Genomic DNA, 18889 nt, shown 5'->3' with positions numbered 1-18889 from the left:
CGACATAATCGAAGCCATGATCGAACCGGCCACCCCCGCCGCCGCTCCCGTCCGCGCCCTCGTCGTCATGGGCGTCTCCGGCAGCGGCAAGTCCACGATCGCCCGGCTGCTCGCCGATCGCCTCGGCTGGACGTTCGTCGAGGGCGACGACCTGCACCCCGCCGCGAACGTCGCGAAGATGGCCGAGGGCACCCCCCTCACCGACGAGGACCGCGCCCCCTGGCTCGAGACGATCTCCGCCCGCATCGACACCCTCGTCAGCGCCGGCGACCCCGTCGTCGTCACCTGCTCCGCCCTGCGCCGGCGCTACCGCGACGTCCTCCGTCGCGACGACCTCGCCTTCGTGCACCTCGCCGGCACGCGCGAGCTCATCGCCGACCGCCTCGGCGCGCGCACCGGCCACTTCATGCCGCCCGCCCTGCTCGACTCGCAGTTCGAGGCCCTCGAGCCGCTCGGCGACGACGAGCGGCACGTCACCGTCGATCTCGCCGCAGCGCCAGAGGACGAGATCGCGCAGATCGTCGCGACCCTCGGCCTGCAGGCCGCCTAGCTCAGCAGCGCCTCGAGGCTCGCCGCCGGCAGCCCGAACGCCTCGGCGACCGCCGCGTTCACGACCTGCCCGTCGTGCGTGCTGAGCCCCTTCGCGAGCGCCGGATCCGCCGCGAGCGCCGCCTTCCACCCGCGATCCGCCAGGGCGACGACGTAGGGGAGCGTCGCGTTCGTCAGCGCCCGCGTCGACGTCTCGGGCACCGCGCCGGGCATGTTGGCGACGCAGTAGTAGACGCTGTCGTGCACCGAGAAGACCGGGTCGTCGTGGGTCGTCGGCCGCGATCCCTCGAAGCAGCCGCCCTGGTCGATCGCGATGTCGACGAGCACCGATCCGGGCTTCATGGTCGCCACCATCTCGTCCGTGACGAGCTTCGGCGCCCGCGCACCGGGGATCAGCACCGACCCGATCACCAGGTCCGCCTCCGCCACCTGCGCGGCGATCTCGTACGCCGAGGAGGCGCGGGTCTGGACTCGCCCGTCGAAGCGCGCCTCGAGCTCGCGCAGCCGCGGGATCGACAGGTCCACCACGGTGACGTCGGCGCCCATGCCGAGCGCGTTCGCGGCCGCGTGCTCCCCGGCCACGCCGCCGCCGATGACGACGACCTTCGCCTTCGGCGTTCCAGGGACCCCGCCGAGCAGGGTGCCGCGCCCGCCGGCCGCGCGCATCAGGTGGTAGCCGCCGACGGTGATCGAGAGCCGCCCGGCGACCTCGCTCATCGGCGAGAGGAGGGGCAGGTGGCGATCCTGCAGCTGCACCGTCTCGTAGGCGATCGCGGTGGTGCCGGCGGCGAGCAGCGCGTCCGTGCATGCGCGGGAGGCGGCGAGGTGCAGGTAGGTGAAGAGGATCTGCCCGGAGCGCATCCGCGGGTACTCCGCCTCGATCGGCTCCTTGACCTTGAGGACCAGGTCGGCCTCGCCCCAGACCTCGTCCGGCCCCGCGGCGATCCGGGCGCCGGCGGCAGCGAAGTCCTCGTCCGAGACCCGTGAGCCCAGCCCGGCGCCCGCCTCGACCAGCACCTCGTGCCTGCGCCGCACGAGCTCGTGCACGCCGGCGGGCGTGGCGGCGACGCGGTTCTCGTTGTTCTTGATCTCGGTGGGGATGCCGATGCGCATGACTGCTCCTTCGCGGTGGACTGCCCCTATCGTGCGAAGATCATGTTTCGAACGGGAGAACATCCGCAGGATCGTCGGTATTCGCAGTGCGAGCCGCAGGATCCGCGATCGAGAAGGGCGGCGCCGCCGTGAGACCGCATGATCTGCACGACCTGGGCGATCTCGATCCGATCGACCGCACCCTCGTCCGACAGCTGCGCGCCGATGCGCGCACGCCGAACAGCCGCCTCGCCGAGAGGGCGGGCATCGCTCCCTCGACCTGCGTCTCGCGGGTGCGCTCGCTCGTGGATCGGGGCATCATCACCGGCTTCACCGCCGAGCTCGACCCCGCGGCCCTGGGGCTGACCCTGCAGGCGCTGATCAGCGTCAACATCCGCGCCGGTCAGCGCCAGGCGATCACGCGGTTCGCCGAGGAGATCCGCGCGCTGCCCGAGGTCGTCCAGCTGTTCTTCCTGGGCGGTTCGGAGGACTTCCTCCTGCACGTCGCCGTGCGCGACTCGAACGACATCCGCGACTTCGTGGTGTCGAACCTCTCGGCGCACCCGGCGGTCGCCTCGACGAGGACGAGCCTCGTCTTCGACCACCACAGGAAGGGACCGGCGCTCCCGGAGTGACGCGGCGCGCTCACAGCACGCCGGAACTCAGTGCGCGCCGGGGCTCAGGTCGCCGCCGCCGCGCTGGGTCAGCCCAGGGATCCGCTTCGCCAGCCCCGCGATGTGCTCCTCCGCGATCTCGATGCGCGTGTCGCGCAGGCGCTGGCGCAGCAGGGCCTCGACGTCCTCCTCGGGTCGGAGCTCGGCGTCGCCGGCGACCTGCAGCAGGATGCCGCGGAGCTTCTCGTCCAGGGGTGCGTCGTCGCTGCCGTGCTGAATCGGGTGGTCCTGCGATGCGTTCGTCATGCCCCCATGCTGCCACCGTCGGCCCCTCGCGCAGGGCAGGCGGCAGGCACGGCAGGATGGCCGCATGCCGTTCTCCCGCGCCGAGCTCGCCTCGTACCGCGACCGCACCGTCGAGGACCTGCTCGACGGCGACGTCCGCCTCCTCTTCGTCGGCATCAACCCCGGGCTCTGGACGGCCGCGACCGGCGCGCACTTCGCGCACCCCGGCAACCGCTTCTACCCGGCCCTCGCCGCCGCCGGCATCCTCGACCGCGTGCTCCGCGTCTCCGAGGGGATGACCGCGGAGGACCGCCGCGCCCTCGCCGACCGCGGCGTCGGCATCACCAACCTCGCGCCCCGGGCCACCGCGCGCGCCGACGAGCTCACGCCCGAGGAGCTCCGCGCCGGCGCCGAGCGCCTGGTCCGCACGGTCGAGCGGGTCCGCCCCGCCGCCGTCGCAATGGTCGGCATCACCGCCTACCGCGCCGCCTTCGCCCGGAAGAGCGCCCGCCAGGGCCGCCAGGAGGAGCCGATCGCCGGGGCGCCGCTCTGGGTCCTCCCGAATCCCAGCGGCCTGAACGCGCACGACACCGTCGCGTCGCTCGGGCTGGCCTACCGCGAGCCGGCCGTCGCGGCCGGAATAGTCCCCGACCCTCGGAGGTTGCAAAGTCCATGAGTACGCATGAAATCAAGTTCGGTGTCGACACCTTCGGTGACGTCACGGCCGCGGCCGACGGCACGCTCCACTCGCACGGCCAGGTCCTGCGCGACGTGGTCGAGGAGGGCGTCCTCGCCGACGCGGTCGGTCTCGACTTCTTCGGCGTGGGCGAGCACCACCGCGCCGACTTCGCCGTCAGCGCGCCCGACGTCGTGCTCGCCGCGATCGCCGCCAAGACCGAGCGCATCCACCTCGGCTCCGCCGTCACCGTGCTCTCCTCCGACGACCCCGTGCGCGTCTACCAGCGCTTCGCCACCCTCGACGGCCTCTCGAACGGCCGCGCCGAGGTCATCCTCGGCCGCGGCTCCTTCACCGAGTCGTTCCCGCTCTTCGGTCTCGACCTCTCCCAGTACGAGGTCCTCTTCGAGGAGAAGCTCGAGCTCTTCCACGAGCTCGTCCAGGGCGGCCCCGTCACCTGGAAGGGCACGGTCCGCCCGGCGCTGACCGAGCAGAGCGTCTACCCGACGATGGAGGGCGAGCGCCGCCTGCGCACCTGGATCGGCGTCGGCGGCAGCCCCGAGTCGGTCGTCCGTGCCGCGCGCTTCGGCTTCCCGCTGGTCCTCGCGATCATCGGCGGCGCTCCCGCCCGGTTCCGCCCCTACGTCGACCTCTTCGGCCGCGCCCTCGACCAGCTCGAGCAGCCGCGCCTGCCCGTCGCCGTGCACTCGCCCGGCTTCATCGCCGACACCGACGAGGAGGCGCACGAGCTGTACTTCGGCCACTACAAGGGCATGCTCGACTCGATCGGCCGCGAGCGCGGCTGGGCCCCGCTCACCCGCGAGCGCTTCGCCGAGGAGGCCGGCCCCGACGGCGCGCTCCACCTCGGCTCTCCCGAGACGGTCGCCCGGAAGATCGCGAGCACGGTCGGCGCCCTGGGCATCGACCGCTTCGATCTCAAGTACAGCGCCGGAACCCTGCCGCACGCCGCGATCATGCGCAACATCGAGCTCTACGGCACGCAGGTGATCCCGCGCGTCCGCGAGCTGCTCGCCGAGCGCTGACCCGCAGCCGGGCCCCGGGCGCTGTGGAGCGCGCGCACTGCGCGCTCCCACCGGGCGCCCGGGCGGCGTCGATATGCTCGGAGACCGGGCGTTCACCCGCCGCCCCCGACCCTCCGGAAGCCCATGCCAGACAGCCACGCCGCCCGCACCCCCTACGAGGTGCTGGGCGTCCCCGCGAGCGCCTCGGAGGACGAGCTCAAGCGCGCCTACCGCCGCCTGCTCCGCGAGACGCACCCCGACACCGGGGGAGACGCGGCCTCGTTCCACGCCGTGCAGGTCGCCTGGGAGCGCATCGGCAGCGCCGGCGCCCGCGGCGACTACGACCGCGGGGCCCCCGCCCCGGGCGCCTCCTCGCACGCGCCCTACACCGGCTCGCCCCGCCAGCAGACCGCGTCCTCGGTGCGCGCCCGCTCCTACGGCCACCCGGGCGGCGCCGCCCGCGAGTACTACCTCCGCCTCGTCCGCGAGTGGGTCGGCCGCGGCGTCGAGATCGACGACCCGTTCGACCCTGCGCTCGTGCGCTCGGCCCCGCGCGAGGTCCGCTCCTGGCTGGCGAAGGCGCAGGCCGAGGAGGCCACCGCGTCGCTGGTCGGCGCCCTCGGCATCGCCTTCACGATCTGGAACGACGTCGCGGTCGGCGACGGCGGCGTCAAGATCGACCACCTCGTCCTCGGCCCGTCCGGCCTCCTGGCCCTCACCTCGGCCGACTGGGGCGAGCCCGTCCGCCTGCGCAAGGGCGAGGTCGAGGGAGCGGGTCTGGCCGAGGACGAGAAGCCCCTCGCCTCGCTCTCGAAGGCCGCCCGCCGCCTCGGCCGCGAGCTCGGCGTCCGCTTCTCCGCGAGCGTGATCGTCGTCCCCGACGACGCGCTCGAGCAGCCCTACGAGCAGGTCGAGCGCGGCCGCCACGCGGGCGACGTGCTGATCCGGCGCTCGCTCCTCCCGCAGCTGCTGCGCTCCGGCACCGACGACCCCCGCCTCGGCGGCTACGGCGAGTCCTTCGAGGTCCGCACCCGCGTCCAGAACCGCGTCCGCTTCGTCTGACGCGCGGCGCGCCAGCGGCTTCGCGGTTCGGTCGCTGTCGCGTATTCTCGAATCGCACGCTGCAGTAGCGGTGTGAAGTGGACTCGGCAGCCTTCCGGACGGTGGGTGGGCCGAGTCTCGCGTTCGATGCGGGCCGTCGTCGAGCAGCGCAGCGATGCGTCGCCGCCAGTCCCCGCCGCGCGTCCAGCACCACGCGACCGCGTCCGGTATCCACAGCAGTGGCTCTCGGTGCGGATCCTCATGGCGGTATTCGACGTGATCGCGCAGACCCCGCGTGCTCAGCTCCCGATAGAGGATCCGGTGATCGGAGCGTTCGATCGAGGCGTCCCGCTCGAGGACCAGGCCGATGGCGGTTCGGGCTCGAAGCCCGTCGATCAGTGTCACCAGGCAGTCCTCGCGAGCCAGTGCTTCCCTCTTCATGATCGATTCGATGACGCGGACGCGCACTCAGAGCCGGGTGAGAGCGGTCAGGACGGCGCGGCGTCGAGGGTCGCTCTCCTTGGCGAAGTGCAGGCGGCGCTGCCCAGGGAGGACGAGCGATCGCAGTTCGGCCCGGTGCGCCGCGAAGTCCTCTCGGGAGACCTCTGCCGCCGCCAGGACGTAGTGACGGCTCTTGCTCTCATCGATGAACAGTGTCGTCTGGCCGGTGGGTGCTGACGTGGGTGACGGAGAGCGAGGCGGGGAGGGCAGTGCGCGAAGGTACTCGATCGTCCCGGCCCGTCTCGCGGTGTCGCCCAGCGAACGTCCGCACCCGCGTCCAGAACCGCGTCCGCTTCGTCTGACGCGCGGCGCCGCTAGCCCGGCTCCGCCCGGCGGGCAAGGGGCTGTCGGCGCCACCCGTCCCCGCCCGACGATGGAGCCGAACGATGGACGCCTGCCCTCCGGCACGGCGACGACGACGAACGGAACGAGGCGGACGATGGTGCGATTCGGCTACACCCTGATGACCGAGCAGAGCGGACCGAAGCAGCTGGTGGGCTACGCGGTCGACGCGGAGCGCCACGGCTTCGAGTTCGCGGTCTCGAGCGACCACTACTCGCCCTGGCTGACCGAGCAGGGGCACGCCTCCTACGCCTGGACGATGCTCGGCGCCGTCGCGCAGGCGACCTCGACCATCGAGCTGGCCACCTACGTGACCGCGCCGACCATCCGCTACCACCCCGCCGTGATCGCGCAGAAGGCCGCGACGCTCGCGATCCTCTCCGACGACCGCTTCCTCCTCGGACTCGGCTCGGGCGAGAACCTCAACGAGCACGTCGTCGGCGAGGGCTGGCCCGCGGTCGCCGCCCGCCAGGACATGCTCGAGGAGGCGGTGCACATCATCCGCGCCCTGCACACCGGCGAGCTGGTCACGTGGGAGGGCGACTACTTCCGCGTCGACTCCGCCCGGATCTGGGACCTCCCGGACAAGGCTGTGCCGATCGGACTCGCCGTCTCGGGCGAGAAGTCGATCGAGCGCTTCGCCCCGCTCGGCGACCACCTGATCACCACCGAGCCCGAGGCCGAGCTGATCTCGCAGTGGACCGCCGTCCGCGGCGCCGACGCCGCCCCGTCGCGCTCGATCGGGCAGATCCCGATCTGCTGGGCGCCCGACAAGGAGCAGGGCGTCGCCCTGGCGCACGAGCAGTTCCGCTGGTTCGCCGGCGGCTGGTCCGTCAACGCCGACCTGCCGACCCCGGCCGGCTTCGCGGGGGCCAGCCAGTTCGTCCGCCCCGAGGACGTCGCCGAGTCGATCGCCTGCGGTCCCGACCTCGACGAGCTCGCGCAGAGCGTCGTCCCCTTCATCGAGGCCGGCTTCACGGACATCGCCTTCGTCCAGGTCGGCGACGCACTCCAGCAGCGCTTCCTCGACGAGGTCGCGGAGGACCTCCTCGAGCGGGCGCGCGCGCTGGCTCCCTGAGTCGCGCGGAGCACGCCGTCAGAACCCGCGGAGCCGCTCGATCTCGCGCCGATCGCGCTTGGTCGGGCGGCCGGCGCCGCGGTCGCGCTCGATGATCGCGGGGGCCGCCTCGCGCGGCGGCGGCGGGGGAGTGCGGTCCTCGAAGCACTCGGCCGCGACGGGTGCGCCGACCCGCTTCACGATCAGGCCGCGGACCACCAGCTCCCGGTCGAAGCCGCCGATCCGGGCCCGGACCTCGTCGCCGACCCTCACGGTCTGCGCCGCCTTCGCCCGCTCGCCGTTCACCCGGACGTGACCCGCCCGGGCGGCCGTCGTCGCGGCGGAGCGCGTCTTGTACACGCGGACGGCCCACAGCCACGCGTCCACGCGGACGGAGCCGGTCACCGGGATCTGCATCCGTCCAGTCTACGAAGCCATGATGGGCGCAGTCCCATCGACGAAGGACCGACGGCCCGACCGGCCGCCGACCGAGGAGGTTCACCATGAGCACGTACCACAGCTACGGCGAGGACACCGGCGAGGGCGTCCCCACCCGCGGCGCCCCCGAGCACAGCGGCTCGCCGTCCGAGCTGCGCGAGAGCCCGTTCCCGCACGCCGGGCTCGAGTTCTCGCTGGTGCCGTCCGGCCACGAGGAGTGGCAGGTCCGCCACCCCGAGGGCCGCGCGGTCGGTGTCCTCGCGATCATCTCGCACAGCGGCGAGGAGGGCGAGGCGGTCTTCGTCACCCGCCGCGTCGGCTCCGACGAGGCGGTCGCCGAGGGCACCGACTGGCGCGGCATCGTCTCCGCCGTGATCAACGACGAGGCGGCCGACCAGCGCGTCCAGGGCAGCCCCGACCCGGCGCTCGACTACACCCGCGGCGGCCTCATGCACCACGGCACGGCCGACATCGAGGACCAGGTCTGAGCGGCCGGGTCTGAGCGGTCGGCTCCGAGCGGCCGCCGCTAGCGCGCGAGGAGCGCCGCGTTGATCCGGGCAGTGAGCTCGTGGTCGACGCGGCGCTCCTGCCCGTCCACCGCGCGGATCGGCGCGGCGTTCCTCGCGCTCGAGACCAGCCACGCCGCCTCCGCCGCCGCGAGGTCCTCGGCCCGCAGCGGGCGCTCCGCGGTGCCGAGCCCGAGCCCGCCGGCCAGCGCGAAGAGGTCCGCCTGCGTCGTCCCCGGCAGCAGTCCCAGGCTGGGCGGCGGAGTGACCAGTTCGCCCGCGGTCAGCAGCACCAGGTTCGCGGTCGGCCCCTCGAGCAGGAACCCGTCGCTCGAGACGAACAGCGCGTCGTCCGCTCCGCGCCGCACGGCCTCGCGGGAGGCGGCGCGATTGACGGCGTAGGAGAGCGTCTTCGCGCCGACGAGGAGCCAGGGCGAGGTGCGCTGGACGTCGGAGCGCAGCCCGCGATCGAGCAGCACGACCCGCACGCCGTCGCGCCGGGCCGGGCCGAAGTCGGGACTCGTCTGCACGAAGACGACGCCCGTCGGCCGCCCGTCGCCCTCGACGCCGCGGCTCAGGATCGTCTTCACCATCGCCTCCGGCACCCGCGGGTGGGCGTCGACGGCCTCGTCGATCGCCGTGCGCCACGCGGTCCGGTCCGGGTGCGGCAGATCCAGCATCCGCGCCGAGTGCTCGAAGCGGTCCAGGTGCGCGTCGAGGGCCTGCAGCCGCCCCTCGACCAGGTTGATCGTCTCGAAGATCCCGTCACCGCGGGTGAAGCCGAGATCGGTGACGTCGATCGTGCCGTCCGGAGGGCCGTCGTGCGCCGGAGCGTCGAGCGAGGGGCGGGTGAGGACGACGAGGGTCTCAGCGGGCATGGGCGGTGCGGTCCTTCCGGGGGCGGAGCGGGAGACGGGCGAGGACGACGACCAGCAGCGCCCCGAGGAGCGCACCGGTGCCGTTGGAGAACAGGTCGCGCACGTCCGCGACGCGCGAGGGCAGTGCGAGCAGCTGGATCGTCTCGATCAGGACCGAGACGCCGAGGCCGATCGGCGCGGCGAGGAGCCGGCGCCGCCGCGGCAGCTGCGCCGCGACCAGCGCGCCGAGCGGAGCGAACATCAGCACGTTCGCCGTGAACTCGGCCACGTCGAAGGTGAACCAGGCGGTCGCCGGCGTCGAGGCGAGGAACGCGATGATCGCGCGGACGATCGCCGACGGCTGACCGGCCGGGTAGGGAGCGGGAGTCAGGGTGATCAGCGCGACCACTCCGAGGTACGCCAGCGTCGCGGGCAGGAGGATCCTCGAGCGGCGCATCCGTCGATTCTGCCAGGTGGCGGGATCCGCGCGACGCGGCGCCCCGTCCGGAGCGCCCGGTGCGATGTGGAAGGCTGGAGCGCATGACGAGCGACGGCCCGGCCGACGGCGGAGCGCTTCCGCGCCACCCCTTCGACGCCGCGCTCGGCGACGGCTGGGTCGAGATCGGCGACGGGCGCCGCTTCTGGGGCCGCTTCGGCGCCGCCGGCCTGCTGCTGCGCGACCCCGACGGCCGCGTCCTGCTCCAGCACCGCGCCACCTGGAGCCACTTCGGCGACACCTGGGGTCTGCCGGGCGGTGCCCGCCACCCCGAGGAGACCGCCTTCGAGGGCGCGCTGCGCGAATCCGTCGAGGAGGCGGGAGTGCCCGACGGGATCGTCGTGCCCGTCCTCTCCCGCGTCGTCACGATCGGCCCGTGGAGCTACACCACCGTCGTCGCGCAGGCGCTCGAGCACTTCGCGCCGAGGATCGCCGACGCCGAGAGCCAGGAGCTGCGCTGGGTCCCGCCGGCCGAGGTCGACGCGCTCCCGCTGCACCCCGGCTTCGCCGGCTCCTGGCAGGAGCTGCGCACCGTCGACACCGAGCCGTGCGTCCTCGTCGTCGACGCGGCCAACGTCGTCGGCTCGCGCCCGGACGGCTGGTGGCGGGACCGCGCCGGCGCCGCGGAGCGCCTGGTCGCGGGACTCCAGCGGCTCGCGACCCTCGGCGTCCCCGGATCGGTGTTCGCCGTCGACGCCGACACCGTCTGGCCGCGGATCGCCGTCGTGCTCGAGGGCGATGCCCGAGGGGCGCGCACCGCCGAGGCCGTCCAGGCGGCTCCCCGTGCGCGCCTGAGCGTCGAGCACGCCGCCGGATCGGGCGACGACGCGATCGTCGAGCGCGTCGCGGCGCTCGGCGCCTCCGCCCGCGTCGTCACCGCCGACCGCGGCCTGATCGCGCGCATCGAGGAGCTCGGCGCCGCGGCACTCGGCCCGCGCACCCTGCTCGACCTGCTCGACGCCGCCCCGCCCGCCGCCCGGGAATAGCGCGCGGATCGGGCCGGTTGCATCCCTCATGGCCACGACAGCGATGACTCTCGACACCCACGACCAGACCGTCTCCGACGGCATCGTCCTCATCGACTTCTGGGCGGAGTGGTGCGGCCCGTGCCGCCAGTTCGCCCCCGTCTTCGAGGCGACCAGCGAGAAGAACCCCGATGTGACCTTCGCGAAGGTCGACACGGAGGACCAGCAGCAGCTCGCCGGCAGCTACGGCATCTCGTCCATCCCGACGCTCGTCGTCTACCGCGACGGCATCCCGCTGATGGCGCAGCCCGGCGCCCTCCCCGCTCCGGCTCTCGACGCCCTGCTCGAGCAGGTCCGCGGCCTCGACATGGTCGCCGTCCGCAAGCAGTACGACGAGGCGAAGGCCGCGCAGGAGTCCGGCGCCCCCCAGCAGTTCGACCACGGCGCGCAGATCTGATCCGCACCGCCTCCCGTGCACGACCCGCACGACGACGGAACCCCCGGCAGCCGCTCAGGCCGCCGGGGGTTCCGTCGTTCGAGCGAGGGCCCGATCAGCCCGTGTTCTGCAGGCCCGCGGCCACGCCGTTGACGGCCAGCAGCAGCAGCCGCTGGTTCTGCTCGGTCCCCGAGCCGCCCGGGTCGGTGCGCAGCGCCCGGAGCGCGCGAAGCTGCAGCAGCGACAGCGCGTTGACGTAGGGCGTGCGCAGGCGCACGGCCCGCCCGAGCACGCGGTGCCCGGTGAGCAGGCTCTCCTCGCCCGTGATCGAGAGCACCCAGCGGCGGGTGAGCTCCATCTCGTCCAGCACGAGACCGGCGAGGTCGTCGCGGGAGTCGAGCGCCAGGTAGCGGCGGGCGATGCCCTCGTCCGTCTTCGCCAGCGACATCTCGACGTTGTCGATCATCGTGGTGAACAGCGGCCAGGTCGCGTACGCCTCGCGCAGCTCGTCCAGGTCGCCGACCGCCTCGAGCGCGCTGCCGAGCCCGAACCAGCCGGTCAGGTTGACGCGGGCCTGCGTCCAGGCGAACACCCACGGGATCGCCCGGAGGTCCTCGAGCGACTCGACCGAGAGACCGCGGCGGGCCGGTCGCGAGCCGAGCGCGAGCAGGCCGACCTCCTCCTGCGGGGTGACCCGGGCGAACCAGGGCGCGAAGCCGTCGGCTTTCACCAGCTCGAAGAAGCGGCGGCGCGACTCGCGGTCCATCGTCGCGGCGACGTCGCGGAAGCGGTCGGCGGCGCCGGCGTTGCGGTCGCCGATCGAGGGGGAGGAGGCGAGCAGCGTCGCCCCCGCGACCTGCTCGATGTGCCGGGTCGCGATGTCCGGGTTGCCGTAGCGGGCGAAGATGACCTCGCCCTGCTCCGTCAGCTTGAAGCGGCCGTCGACCGAGCCGGGCGGCTGCGCGAGCACCGCGCGGTTCGCCGGTCCGCCACCGCGGCCGAGCGCGCCGCCGCGGCCGTGGAAGAGCGTGAGCACGATGCCCTCGTCCTCGGCCCACTTCGCGATGCGCGCCTGCGCGTCGTAGAGCGCGAGCGTGGCCGAGACCGGCCCGACGTCCTTCGAGGAGTCGGAGTAGCCGAGCATGACCTCGAGCCGGTTCCCGGTCTCCGCGAGGCGCGCCCGCACCTGGGGCAGCCGGATCATCTCGGCGAGGATGTCCGTCGAGGCGTCCAGGTCGGCGAACGTCTCGAACAGCGGGACCGCGTCGATGATCGGCGGCTTCCCGTCGGTCGCCGCCTCGGCCAGGTCGAAGACCGTCTTGAGGTCCTCGGCCGACTGCGTGAACGAGACGACGTAGCGGCGGGCCGCGTCGGTGCCGAAGCGCTCCTGGATCGTCGCGATCGCGCGGTAGACCGAGAGGACCTCCACGCTGCGCTCGTCGAGCTCCCCGCCCGCGCGGACCGCGGCGAGGGTCTCGCGGTGGACCTTCGAGTGCTGCCGCACCTCGATCTCGGCGAGGTGGAAGCCGAAGGTCTCCACCTGCCAGAGCAGGTCCTGCAGGTCGCCGTAGGCCGAGCGGACGTCGCCCGCCTCGACCAGCGAGTCCTGCAGGGTCCGCAGATCGGCCAGCAGCTCGGCCGCGGAGCCGTAGGCCAGGGCGCCGCCGGAGCGGGTCGCCGCGAGCCGGTCGGCCATGAACAGCAGGACGCGGCGGTGGGTCTCGCTCGGCGAGCGCTCGGCGATGACCGCCGCGAGCTCGGGCGCCTTCTCGACGCCCTCCGCCCAGAGCGCCTCGACGGCGGAGGACGGGGGAGTGGTCCCAGCGTCGAGAGTGAGGGAGCGGCCGACGCGGCGCGCGACGCGCTCGAGGCCGATCAGCACGTGCTCGGCGGCGATGTCCACGGCCTCGAGGGTGGTCGCGGCGGTGACGAACGGGTTGCCGTCGCGGTCGCCGCCGATCCAGGTGCCCAGGCGCACGAAGGCGGGGGCGATCGGCGTGCGGGTCCCGGAGGCGTCGCCGAGCAGCGCGTCGTCGAGCCGGCGGTAGACCCGCGGCAGCACCGAGAACAGCGACTCGTCGAACACGCTCATCGCGGTGCGCACCTCGTCGAGCGGGCTGGGCTTCGACTCGCGCAGCGGAGCCGTGCGCCAGAGCGTGTCGACCTCGGCGAGCAGTCGCCGGCGGTTCTCGACCAGCACGACGCCGCCCGTGCGCGGGTCGTCCCGCTGTTCCAGCAGGGCGCTGATGCGGCGGATGGTGGAGGAGATCGCCCGGCGGCGCGCCTCCGTCGGGTGCGCGGTGAGGACCGGGCGGAACTCGAGGCGGGAGAGGCGCTCGAACGCCTCCTCCTCGCCGAGCTCGGCGGTCAGGGTCGCCATCGACGCGATGATCGAGTCCTCGGGCAGCTGGGTGCCGGCGTCGGCGTCGCGGCGGCGGAGCACCCGCACGCGGTGGAACTCCTCCGCCACGTTCACGAGGTGGAAGTAGCAGGTGAAGGCCCGGGCCACCTCTTCCGCGCGCTCGGCGGTCAGCGACGCGACGAACTCCTCCGCCGCGGCCAGCTCGTCCGGGTGCCCGCTGTCGTAGGCGCCGATCGTGAGGGCGCGGAGCTGCTCGACGTCGGTGTAGAGGCTGTCGTCGCCCGATTCCCGCAGCACCTGGCCGAGGAGCTCGCCGAGCAGGTGGACGTCGCCGCGGATGCGGTCGTCCATCGGCGGCGCGACGGTCCCGTCGGCGGTGGGGGCGGAGGAGGCGGGTGCTGCGGTCGCGGCTGGCGCGTCGGAGATCGGAGGCACGGCACGACCTTAGCGGCGGCGCGTGTCCGGCGGATGACGCCACTGTCACGCGGCGGAATGGAATGATCGAGGGGTGACCGTGACCGCTGCACCTCCCACCCCCGCCGTCCAGACCGAGCAGGCCGCCCCCCACGTCGTCGTCCTCTTCGGTGCCGTGGGCGACCTGTCCCGGCGCAAGCTCATCCCGGGCATGGCTCACCTGGCGCTGTCCTCGCTCGCGCCCGACCTCCAGATCGTCGGCACCTCGCTCGAGGAGCACGACGACGAGTCCTTCCGCGCCTTCGCCAAGCTCGCCTACGACGAGTTCGGCAGCCGCTCGCTGACCCCCGCGCAGTGGGACGAGTTCGCCTCCAAGCTCCGCTACGTGCCGCAGTCCGCCGGCCCGGCGGCGCTGGCGAAGGCGGTCACCGACGCCGAGAAGGTGCTCGGCCCGGACGTCAGCCGCCTGCACTACCTCAGCGTCCCGCCGCGCGCCGCCCTCTCGGTCGTCCGCATGCTCGCCGAGGCCGGCCTGGTCGAGCGCTCGCGGATCATCATGGAGAAGCCCTTCGGCGTCGACCTCGAGAGCGCCGTCGTCCTCAACGCCGAGCTGCACGAGACCTTCGACGAGGAGCAGATCTTCCGGATCGACCACTTCCTCGGCAAGGAGCCCGCGCAGAACATCCTCGCCTTCCGCTTCGCCAACGGCCTCTTCGAGCCGATCTGGAACCGCAACTTCATCGACCACGTCCAGATCGACATCCCCGAGAAGCTCACCCTCGACCGCCGCGCCGAGTTCTACGAGTCGACCGGCGCCTACAAGGACATGGTCGTCACCCACCTCTTCCAGGTCCTCGCCTTCATGGCGATGGAGCCGCCGACCGCCCTCGAGCCGAAGGCGATCAGCGAGGAGAAGAACAAGGTCTTCCGCTCGATGCGACTGCTCAACCCCGAGAACGTCGTCCGCGGGCAGTACATCGGCTACCGCGAGGAGCCGGGCGTCGCCCCCGACTCGGAGACCGACACCTTCGTCGCCCTCAAGTGCGAGATCGACAACTGGCGCTGGGCCGGCGTCCCGTTCTACCTGCGCACCGGCAAGCGGATGGCGGAGGGGCAGCGCATCATCTCCATCGCCTTCCGCGAGCCCCCGAAGAGCATGTTCCCGCAGGGGTCCGGAGTCGGCGCCCACGGCCCCGACCACCTCACCTTCGATCTGGCCGACGCCTCCAAGGTGTCTCTGTCCTTCTACGGCAAGCGCCCGGGGCCGGGCATGCGGCTCGACAAGCTGAGCATGCAGTTCGCGCTGCAGGAGACCGACCGCGCGGGCGACGCCCTCGAGGCCTACGAGCGGCTGATCCTCGACGCGATGCGCGGCGACCACACGCTGTTCACCACGGCCGAGGGCATCGAGCGCCTCTGGGAGGTCTCGGCGCCGCTGCTGCAGGACCCGCCGCCCGTGCGCCTCTACGCGCCCGGCTCGTGGGGTCCGAACGCGATCCACCAGCTGATCGCCCCGCACGCGTGGCGGCTCCCGTTCGAGCGGGTCTGGCGCGACAAGCGCTGAGGAGGGCTCCCGGCATGACGCGCGCGGCGGAGGACCGCATCTGGACGGTTCCGAACATCCTCAGCATGGTGCGGCTCGCCCTGGTGCCGGTCTTCCTGCTGCTGATCGTCGAGGGGGAGGACGCGCTCGCCCTGCTGACCCTCGTGCTCTCCAGCCTCACCGACTACCTCGACGGCTGGATCGCGCGCCGCTTCGACCAGATCACGCGCCTGGGCGCCGTCCTCGATCCGGCCGCCGACCGCCTCTACATCTTCGCGACGGTGATCGGCCTGGCCGTCCGCGAGCTGGTGCCCTGGTGGCTCGTGGCGGTGCTGGTGGCGCGCGATCTGATGCTCCTGGTGCTGGCCGTGATCCTCGCGAACCACGGCTACGGACCGCTGCCGGTGCACCACCTGGGCAAGTTCGCCACGTTCTGCCTGTTCTACGCGCTGCCGCTGATCATGCTCGGCCAGGCGTTCCCCGCGCTCGCGCCGGCGTCGCTCCCGATCGCCTGGGCTTTCGCGCTCTGGGGGGCGTTCCTCTACTGGTGGGCCGGGATCGTCTACGCCGTGCAGACCCGGGACCTCGTCTGGGGGGTCGACGGAGCGTTCCCGGCGACCGGCGGGCCCTCCGATTCCGATACGCTGAGGGGATAGCGAGGAGGTACGTCTTGGTCGAGTCCGTGCGCGGAGCGTCATCCGCAGATCCGTCCGTTCCCGTCGAGCCGTCGACGGAGACGACCCTCACGTTCACCGACGACATCGGCGCCCAGCTGGCGGCGCTCGACAACCGGGCGTCCCGCGAGGAGGCCGAGGCCGTCGGCGCCCTGCCCTCCGGCTCGGCGCTGCTCGTCGTGCGGCGCGGGCCCAACACCGGGGCCCGGTTCCTGCTCGACACCGACTCGACGACGGTCGGTCGTCACCCCGATGCGGGCATCTTCCTCGACGACGTCACGGTCTCGCGCCGTCACGCCGAGTTCGTCCGCCGCGGCACCTCGTTCGAGGTCCGCGACCTGGGCTCGCTGAACGGCACCTACTTCGACGGTGTCCGGATCGAGTCCGCGATCCTCACCGACGGCTCCGAGGTGCAGGTCGGCAAGTTCCGCCTCACCTTCTACGCGTCCCGCGCCGACCTCGTCGCCGCTCCGGACGCGTAGCCGTGGGCCGTTCGACCGCCCGCGCACTCCCGTCCGGCTCGGCCGCTCTGCTGAGCATCGGCCAGGTCCTCTCGCACCTCACCACCGAGTTCCCCGACGTCACCCCGTCGAAGCTCCGGTTCCTCGAGGAGCAGGGTCTCGTGTCACCCGCCCGCACCGAGTCGGGCTACCGCAAGTTCTCCTCCGGAGACGTCGAGCGCCTGCGGATGATCCTCGCGCTGCAGCGCGACCACTACCTGCCGCTCAAGGTGATCCGCGGCTACCTCGACGACGTCGACGCCGGCCGTGAGCCGTCCCTCCCCGCCGGTGCGGGCGGTGCCGCTCCCTCCCTGCTGGCCCCGGCCACTCGGCTGACCCGGGACGGCCTCGCGAGCGAGTCGGGCGCGAGCCCGGCGCTCGTCCGCGAGGCGATCGCCGCCGGTCTCGTCCGCGGCGGCGACGTCTTCGGCGAGGAGGCGGTCACGACGCTCAAGGCGCTCGTCGACCTCGGCCGCTCGGGCATCGAGCCGCGCCACCTCCGCCCGCTGCGCATCGCCGTCGAGCGCGAGATGTCCCTCATCGAGAGCGTCGTCGCCTCGAGCGCCCGCCGCGGCGAGGCCTCCGGGTCGGCCGGCGCCGCCGAGAACGCGATCGGCCTCGCCGCGCACCTCGGCACCATCCGCGAGGCGATGGTGCGCAGCGCGCTCTCACGGCTCGCGCGCTCGTGATGCGGGGCCGAGCCCGGCGACACGCCCTCCCGGAAGAGCGGATGTCGTTTACTCGGCATCCCGGGGTGGGTAGCTTAGGGAGCGCGTTCGGAGCGACCGGCGTTCGTATCCGGAAGGCACAGGGATGAGAGAAGTCAGCCGCGACGTCAGCGGCCAGCGCGACCTCGTCCTCTTCACCGACGGTCTGCCCGATCTCGACGCCGACGCGGGCTACCGCGGCGCCGTCGCCGCCCGGGCCGCCGGCATCACCTACCGTCAGCTCGACTACTGGGCGCGCACCGAGCTCGTCGAGCCGACGGTGCGCGGCGCGTCCGGCTCCGGCACCCAGCGCCTCTACGGCTTCCGCGACATCCTCGTGCTCAAGCTGGTCAAGCGCCTCCTCGACACCGGCATCTCGCTGCAGCAGATCCGCACCGCCGTCAACCAGCTCCGCGAGTCCGGCGTCGACGACCTCGCGCAGACCACGCTGATGAGCGACGGCGCCAGCGTCTACCTCTGCACCTCGAACGACGAGGTCATCGACCTCCTCAGCCGCGGCCAGGGCGTCTTCGGCATCGCCGTCGGCAAGGTCCTCCGCGAGGTCGAGACCAGCCTCGTCGAGCTCGACCACCAGTCGGTCGACCCCGCCGACGAGCTCGCCCGCCGCCGCGCCTCCCGCAAGGTCGGCTGACCCGCCCCTCCTCGCGGTCGATCGCTCCCTGCCGCGCGGCGGCCGCACCACCTGCTGGTCGAGTAGCCCCGAAGGGGCCTATCGAGACCCACCGTCCCCGCCACGCCGCGCCTGCAGACCCGCCGTCCGACGCCGCCATGCCGGCGGGACCCGCCCCGGCAGACAGCGACGGCGCCGCAGCCGGAGCTGCGACGCCGTCCGCGGACCTCGCCGGCTAGCTCGTCGCCGCCGGCACCGCCTGCTCGCCGATGCGCCCCGTGCGGATGACGCGGTCGAGCAGCAGGTCGAAGTTGTGCGCCATCTCCTGCGCGCTCTCGCCGGGCCAGACGTGCACCGGCTTCGCGGCACCCTGCGCCTGCTGGAGCGACGTGCGCTCGGGCAGCTGCGGGCTGAGGACCAGCGGGCCGAACATGTCGCGCAGCTCCTTGATCCGGAACTGGTGCTCGAGCGACTGCACGCGGGCGCGGTTCACGATGATGCCGAGCGGCTGCAGCCGCGGGCTCAGGCCGCGGCGGATCTCCTCGATCGCCCGCAGCGCGCGGTCGGCGGCCGCCACGGAGAACAGGCCGGGCTCGGTGACGACGGCGACGCGGTCGCTCGCGGCCCAGGCGGTGCGGGTGAGCGCGTTGAGCGAGGGCGCGCAGTCGATCAGCACGAGGTCGTAGTCGGCCTCGACGCTCGCGAGCGCCTCCTCGAGCTTCCAGATGTCGCGGATGCTGGGGTGCGGGCCGTCGAAGTTGATCGCGGAGGGGCTGCCGATCAGGACGTCGATCGTGCCCTGGCGCTCCTTCGTCCAGCCGGAGGGCGCGATCGCCGAGCGGACGATCTTCTCCTTGGGCGACGTGAGGACGTCCGCGATGTTGAGGTGACCGGCGACGTTGATGTCCATCCCGGTCGAGACGTCGGACTGCGGATCGAGGTCGACGACCAGCGTTCGCAGGCCCTTCGAGAACGCCGCGGATGCAAGGCCGAGCGTCACGGTGGTCTTGCCGACGCCGCCCTTGAGGGAGCTCACGCTGAGTACATGCATGGCTGAGTACTTTACTTTCCCTCGGGTGGGAGAACCTAACCGTTCCCTGCACACGGGTCCGACCGCCGCCTAGCAGGCTCGCGGCCGGGATCGCAGCCCGGGGCGCGCCGCCGGGCCCGCCGATACACTG

General features: G+C 73.0%; 22 protein-coding genes. 15 read left to right on the top strand and 7 right to left on the bottom strand.

Going from position 1 to position 18889, the window contains the following annotated elements:
- The first annotated feature begins 16 nt into the window (after positions 1-16).
- Entirely contained in the window at positions 17-550 is a 534-nt protein-coding gene (locus HRK28_RS18565) for a gluconokinase (protein WP_173252629.1), read from the top strand.
- On the opposite strand, the gene ald is transcribed toward HRK28_RS18565, so the two are convergent.
- Positions 547-1662 carry an alanine dehydrogenase gene (gene ald / locus HRK28_RS18560; RefSeq protein ID WP_173252628.1) on the bottom strand — a complete coding sequence of 372 codons (1116 nt, stop codon included), beginning with the start codon at positions 1660-1662 and terminating at the stop codon, positions 547-549. The genes HRK28_RS18565 and ald overlap by 4 nt on opposite strands.
- 128 nt (positions 1663-1790) lie before the next feature.
- On the opposite strand from ald, the gene HRK28_RS18555 reads away from it, so the two are divergent.
- A complete protein-coding gene (locus HRK28_RS18555) occupies positions 1791-2276 on the top strand; it encodes an Lrp/AsnC family transcriptional regulator (RefSeq protein WP_160090061.1) in 486 nt (161 codons plus the stop codon).
- A 27-nt stretch (positions 2277-2303) separates the two neighbouring features.
- Here the strand turns inward: HRK28_RS18555 and HRK28_RS18550 are convergent, their stop codons facing one another.
- Positions 2304-2561, bottom strand: a complete 258-nt coding sequence (locus HRK28_RS18550) for a hypothetical protein (protein WP_160090059.1) — start codon at positions 2559-2561, stop codon at positions 2304-2306.
- Between the two features lie 64 nt (positions 2562-2625).
- On the opposite strand from HRK28_RS18550, the gene HRK28_RS20325 reads away from it, so the two are divergent.
- From HRK28_RS20325 to HRK28_RS18525, 5 genes are all read left to right on the top strand, one after another.
- On the top strand, positions 2626-3216 hold the full coding sequence (locus HRK28_RS20325; RefSeq protein ID WP_173252627.1) for a mismatch-specific DNA-glycosylase: 591 nt from the start codon (positions 2626-2628) through the stop codon (positions 3214-3216).
- Positions 3213-4259 (top strand): LLM class flavin-dependent oxidoreductase, encoded by a 1047-nt coding sequence (locus tag HRK28_RS20320; RefSeq protein WP_173252626.1) that lies wholly within the window; start codon positions 3213-3215, stop codon positions 4257-4259. Before HRK28_RS20325 ends, HRK28_RS20320 begins: the two co-directional genes overlap by 4 nt.
- A 123-nt stretch (positions 4260-4382) precedes the next feature.
- A complete protein-coding gene (locus HRK28_RS18535; RefSeq protein WP_173252625.1) occupies positions 4383-5300 on the top strand; it encodes a J domain-containing protein in 918 nt (305 codons plus the stop codon).
- Positions 5301-5540: 240 nt separating this feature from the next.
- Positions 5541-5957, top strand: a complete 417-nt coding sequence (locus HRK28_RS18530; protein ID WP_173252624.1) for a hypothetical protein — start codon at positions 5541-5543, stop codon at positions 5955-5957.
- Positions 5958-6219: 262 nt separating this feature from the next.
- Positions 6220-7200: a TIGR03557 family F420-dependent LLM class oxidoreductase gene (locus HRK28_RS18525; protein ID WP_173252623.1), complete on the top strand. Its 981-nt coding sequence runs from the start codon at positions 6220-6222 to the stop codon at positions 7198-7200.
- An 18-nt stretch (positions 7201-7218) separates the two neighbouring features.
- On the opposite strand, the gene HRK28_RS18520 is transcribed toward HRK28_RS18525, so the two are convergent.
- A complete protein-coding gene (locus HRK28_RS18520; protein ID WP_160090049.1) occupies positions 7219-7596 on the bottom strand; it encodes an RNA-binding S4 domain-containing protein in 378 nt (125 codons plus the stop codon).
- Positions 7597-7682: 86 nt separating this feature from the next.
- On the opposite strand from HRK28_RS18520, the gene HRK28_RS18515 reads away from it, so the two are divergent.
- Positions 7683-8105 carry a hypothetical protein gene (locus HRK28_RS18515; protein WP_160090047.1) on the top strand — a complete coding sequence of 141 codons (423 nt, stop codon included), beginning with the start codon at positions 7683-7685 and terminating at the stop codon, positions 8103-8105.
- 38 nt (positions 8106-8143) lie between these two features.
- Here HRK28_RS18515 and HRK28_RS18510 read toward each other — a convergent pair whose 3' ends face one another.
- On the bottom strand, positions 8144-9001 hold the full coding sequence (locus HRK28_RS18510; RefSeq protein WP_173252622.1) for an aminotransferase class IV: 858 nt from the start codon (positions 8999-9001) through the stop codon (positions 8144-8146).
- Positions 8991-9437: a VanZ family protein gene (locus HRK28_RS18505; protein ID WP_173252621.1), complete on the bottom strand. Its 447-nt coding sequence runs from the start codon at positions 9435-9437 to the stop codon at positions 8991-8993. Before HRK28_RS18505 ends, HRK28_RS18510 begins: the two co-directional genes overlap by 11 nt.
- Before the next feature lie 83 nt (positions 9438-9520).
- Here HRK28_RS18505 and HRK28_RS18500 point away from each other — a divergent pair, with 83 nt between their 5' ends.
- Both HRK28_RS18500 and trxA read left to right on the top strand, forming a co-directional pair.
- Positions 9521-10462, top strand: a complete 942-nt coding sequence (locus HRK28_RS18500; RefSeq protein WP_160090041.1) for an NUDIX hydrolase — start codon at positions 9521-9523, stop codon at positions 10460-10462.
- Positions 10463-10490: 28 nt separating this feature from the next.
- Entirely contained in the window at positions 10491-10898 is a 408-nt protein-coding gene (gene trxA / locus HRK28_RS18495) for a thioredoxin (RefSeq protein WP_160090039.1), read from the top strand.
- Between the two features lie 94 nt (positions 10899-10992).
- Here trxA and HRK28_RS18490 read toward each other — a convergent pair whose 3' ends face one another.
- On the bottom strand, positions 10993-13590 hold the full coding sequence (locus tag HRK28_RS18490; protein ID WP_173252704.1) for a phosphoenolpyruvate carboxylase: 2598 nt from the start codon (positions 13588-13590) through the stop codon (positions 10993-10995).
- A gap of 163 nt (positions 13591-13753) precedes the next feature.
- Between HRK28_RS18490 and zwf the strand changes: the two genes are divergently transcribed.
- The 5 genes from zwf to HRK28_RS18465 all read left to right on the top strand — a co-directional run bounded on the left by zwf (position 13754) and on the right by HRK28_RS18465 (position 17729).
- On the top strand, positions 13754-15217 hold the full coding sequence (gene zwf / locus HRK28_RS18485) for a glucose-6-phosphate dehydrogenase (RefSeq protein WP_160090037.1): 1464 nt from the start codon (positions 13754-13756) through the stop codon (positions 15215-15217).
- A 14-nt stretch (positions 15218-15231) separates the two neighbouring features.
- Positions 15232-15852, top strand: a complete 621-nt coding sequence (locus HRK28_RS18480; protein WP_173252619.1) for a CDP-alcohol phosphatidyltransferase family protein — start codon at positions 15232-15234, stop codon at positions 15850-15852.
- A gap of 26 nt (positions 15853-15878) precedes the next feature.
- A complete protein-coding gene (locus tag HRK28_RS18475; protein WP_160091368.1) occupies positions 15879-16352 on the top strand; it encodes an FHA domain-containing protein in 474 nt (157 codons plus the stop codon).
- 2 nt (positions 16353-16354) lie between these two features.
- Positions 16355-17059: a MerR family transcriptional regulator gene (locus HRK28_RS18470; protein WP_160090033.1), complete on the top strand. Its 705-nt coding sequence runs from the start codon at positions 16355-16357 to the stop codon at positions 17057-17059.
- Between the two features lie 124 nt (positions 17060-17183).
- Complete coding sequence (locus tag HRK28_RS18465; RefSeq protein WP_160090031.1) at positions 17184-17729, top strand: MerR family transcriptional regulator; 546 nt, start codon at positions 17184-17186, stop codon at positions 17727-17729.
- Between the two features lie 214 nt (positions 17730-17943).
- Here the strand turns inward: HRK28_RS18465 and HRK28_RS18460 are convergent, their stop codons facing one another.
- Positions 17944-18759, bottom strand: coding sequence for a ParA family protein (locus HRK28_RS18460; RefSeq protein WP_123446122.1), 816 nt, complete (start codon positions 18757-18759; stop codon positions 17944-17946).
- Positions 18760-18889 lie beyond the last annotated feature (130 nt).

The sequence above is a fragment of the Rathayibacter sp. VKM Ac-2835 genome, assembly GCF_013266705.1.
Lineage (GTDB): Bacteria > Actinomycetota > Actinomycetes > Actinomycetales > Microbacteriaceae > Rathayibacter.
This window is presented reverse-complemented; position numbering and strand designations above follow the sequence as displayed.

What these genes read in the sequence shown, in the direction of transcription:
- HRK28_RS18565 (WP_173252629.1), top strand. Translation starts at nt 17, where the DNA reads ATGATCGAACCGGCCACCCCCGCCGCCGCTCCCGTCCGCGCCCTCGTC.
- ald (WP_173252628.1), bottom strand. Translation starts at nt 1,662, where the DNA reads ATGCGCATCGGCATCCCCACCGAGATCAAGAACAACGAGAACCGCGTC.
- HRK28_RS18550 (WP_160090059.1), bottom strand. Translation starts at nt 2,561, where the DNA reads ATGACGAACGCATCGCAGGACCACCCGATTCAGCACGGCAGCGACGAC.
- HRK28_RS20325 (WP_173252627.1), top strand. Translation starts at nt 2,626, where the DNA reads ATGCCGTTCTCCCGCGCCGAGCTCGCCTCGTACCGCGACCGCACCGTC.
- HRK28_RS20320 (WP_173252626.1), top strand. Translation starts at nt 3,213, where the DNA reads ATGAGTACGCATGAAATCAAGTTCGGTGTCGACACCTTCGGTGACGTC.
- HRK28_RS18535 (WP_173252625.1), top strand. Translation starts at nt 4,383, where the DNA reads ATGCCAGACAGCCACGCCGCCCGCACCCCCTACGAGGTGCTGGGCGTC.
- HRK28_RS18530 (WP_173252624.1), top strand. Translation starts at nt 5,541, where the DNA reads ATGGCGGTATTCGACGTGATCGCGCAGACCCCGCGTGCTCAGCTCCCG.
- HRK28_RS18525 (WP_173252623.1), top strand. Translation starts at nt 6,220, where the DNA reads ATGGTGCGATTCGGCTACACCCTGATGACCGAGCAGAGCGGACCGAAG.
- HRK28_RS18520 (WP_160090049.1), bottom strand. Translation starts at nt 7,596, where the DNA reads ATGCAGATCCCGGTGACCGGCTCCGTCCGCGTGGACGCGTGGCTGTGG.
- HRK28_RS18515 (WP_160090047.1), top strand. Translation starts at nt 7,683, where the DNA reads ATGAGCACGTACCACAGCTACGGCGAGGACACCGGCGAGGGCGTCCCC.
- HRK28_RS18510 (WP_173252622.1), bottom strand. Translation starts at nt 9,001, where the DNA reads ATGCCCGCTGAGACCCTCGTCGTCCTCACCCGCCCCTCGCTCGACGCT.
- HRK28_RS18505 (WP_173252621.1), bottom strand. Translation starts at nt 9,437, where the DNA reads ATGCGCCGCTCGAGGATCCTCCTGCCCGCGACGCTGGCGTACCTCGGA.
- HRK28_RS18500 (WP_160090041.1), top strand. Translation starts at nt 9,521, where the DNA reads ATGACGAGCGACGGCCCGGCCGACGGCGGAGCGCTTCCGCGCCACCCC.
- trxA (WP_160090039.1), top strand. Translation starts at nt 10,491, where the DNA reads ATGGCCACGACAGCGATGACTCTCGACACCCACGACCAGACCGTCTCC.
- HRK28_RS18490 (WP_173252704.1), bottom strand. Translation starts at nt 13,590, where the DNA reads ATGGACGACCGCATCCGCGGCGACGTCCACCTGCTCGGCGAGCTCCTC.
- HRK28_RS18480 (WP_173252619.1), top strand. Translation starts at nt 15,232, where the DNA reads ATGACGCGCGCGGCGGAGGACCGCATCTGGACGGTTCCGAACATCCTC.
- HRK28_RS18465 (WP_160090031.1), top strand. Translation starts at nt 17,184, where the DNA reads ATGAGAGAAGTCAGCCGCGACGTCAGCGGCCAGCGCGACCTCGTCCTC.
- HRK28_RS18460 (WP_123446122.1), bottom strand. Translation starts at nt 18,759, where the DNA reads ATGCATGTACTCAGCGTGAGCTCCCTCAAGGGCGGCGTCGGCAAGACC.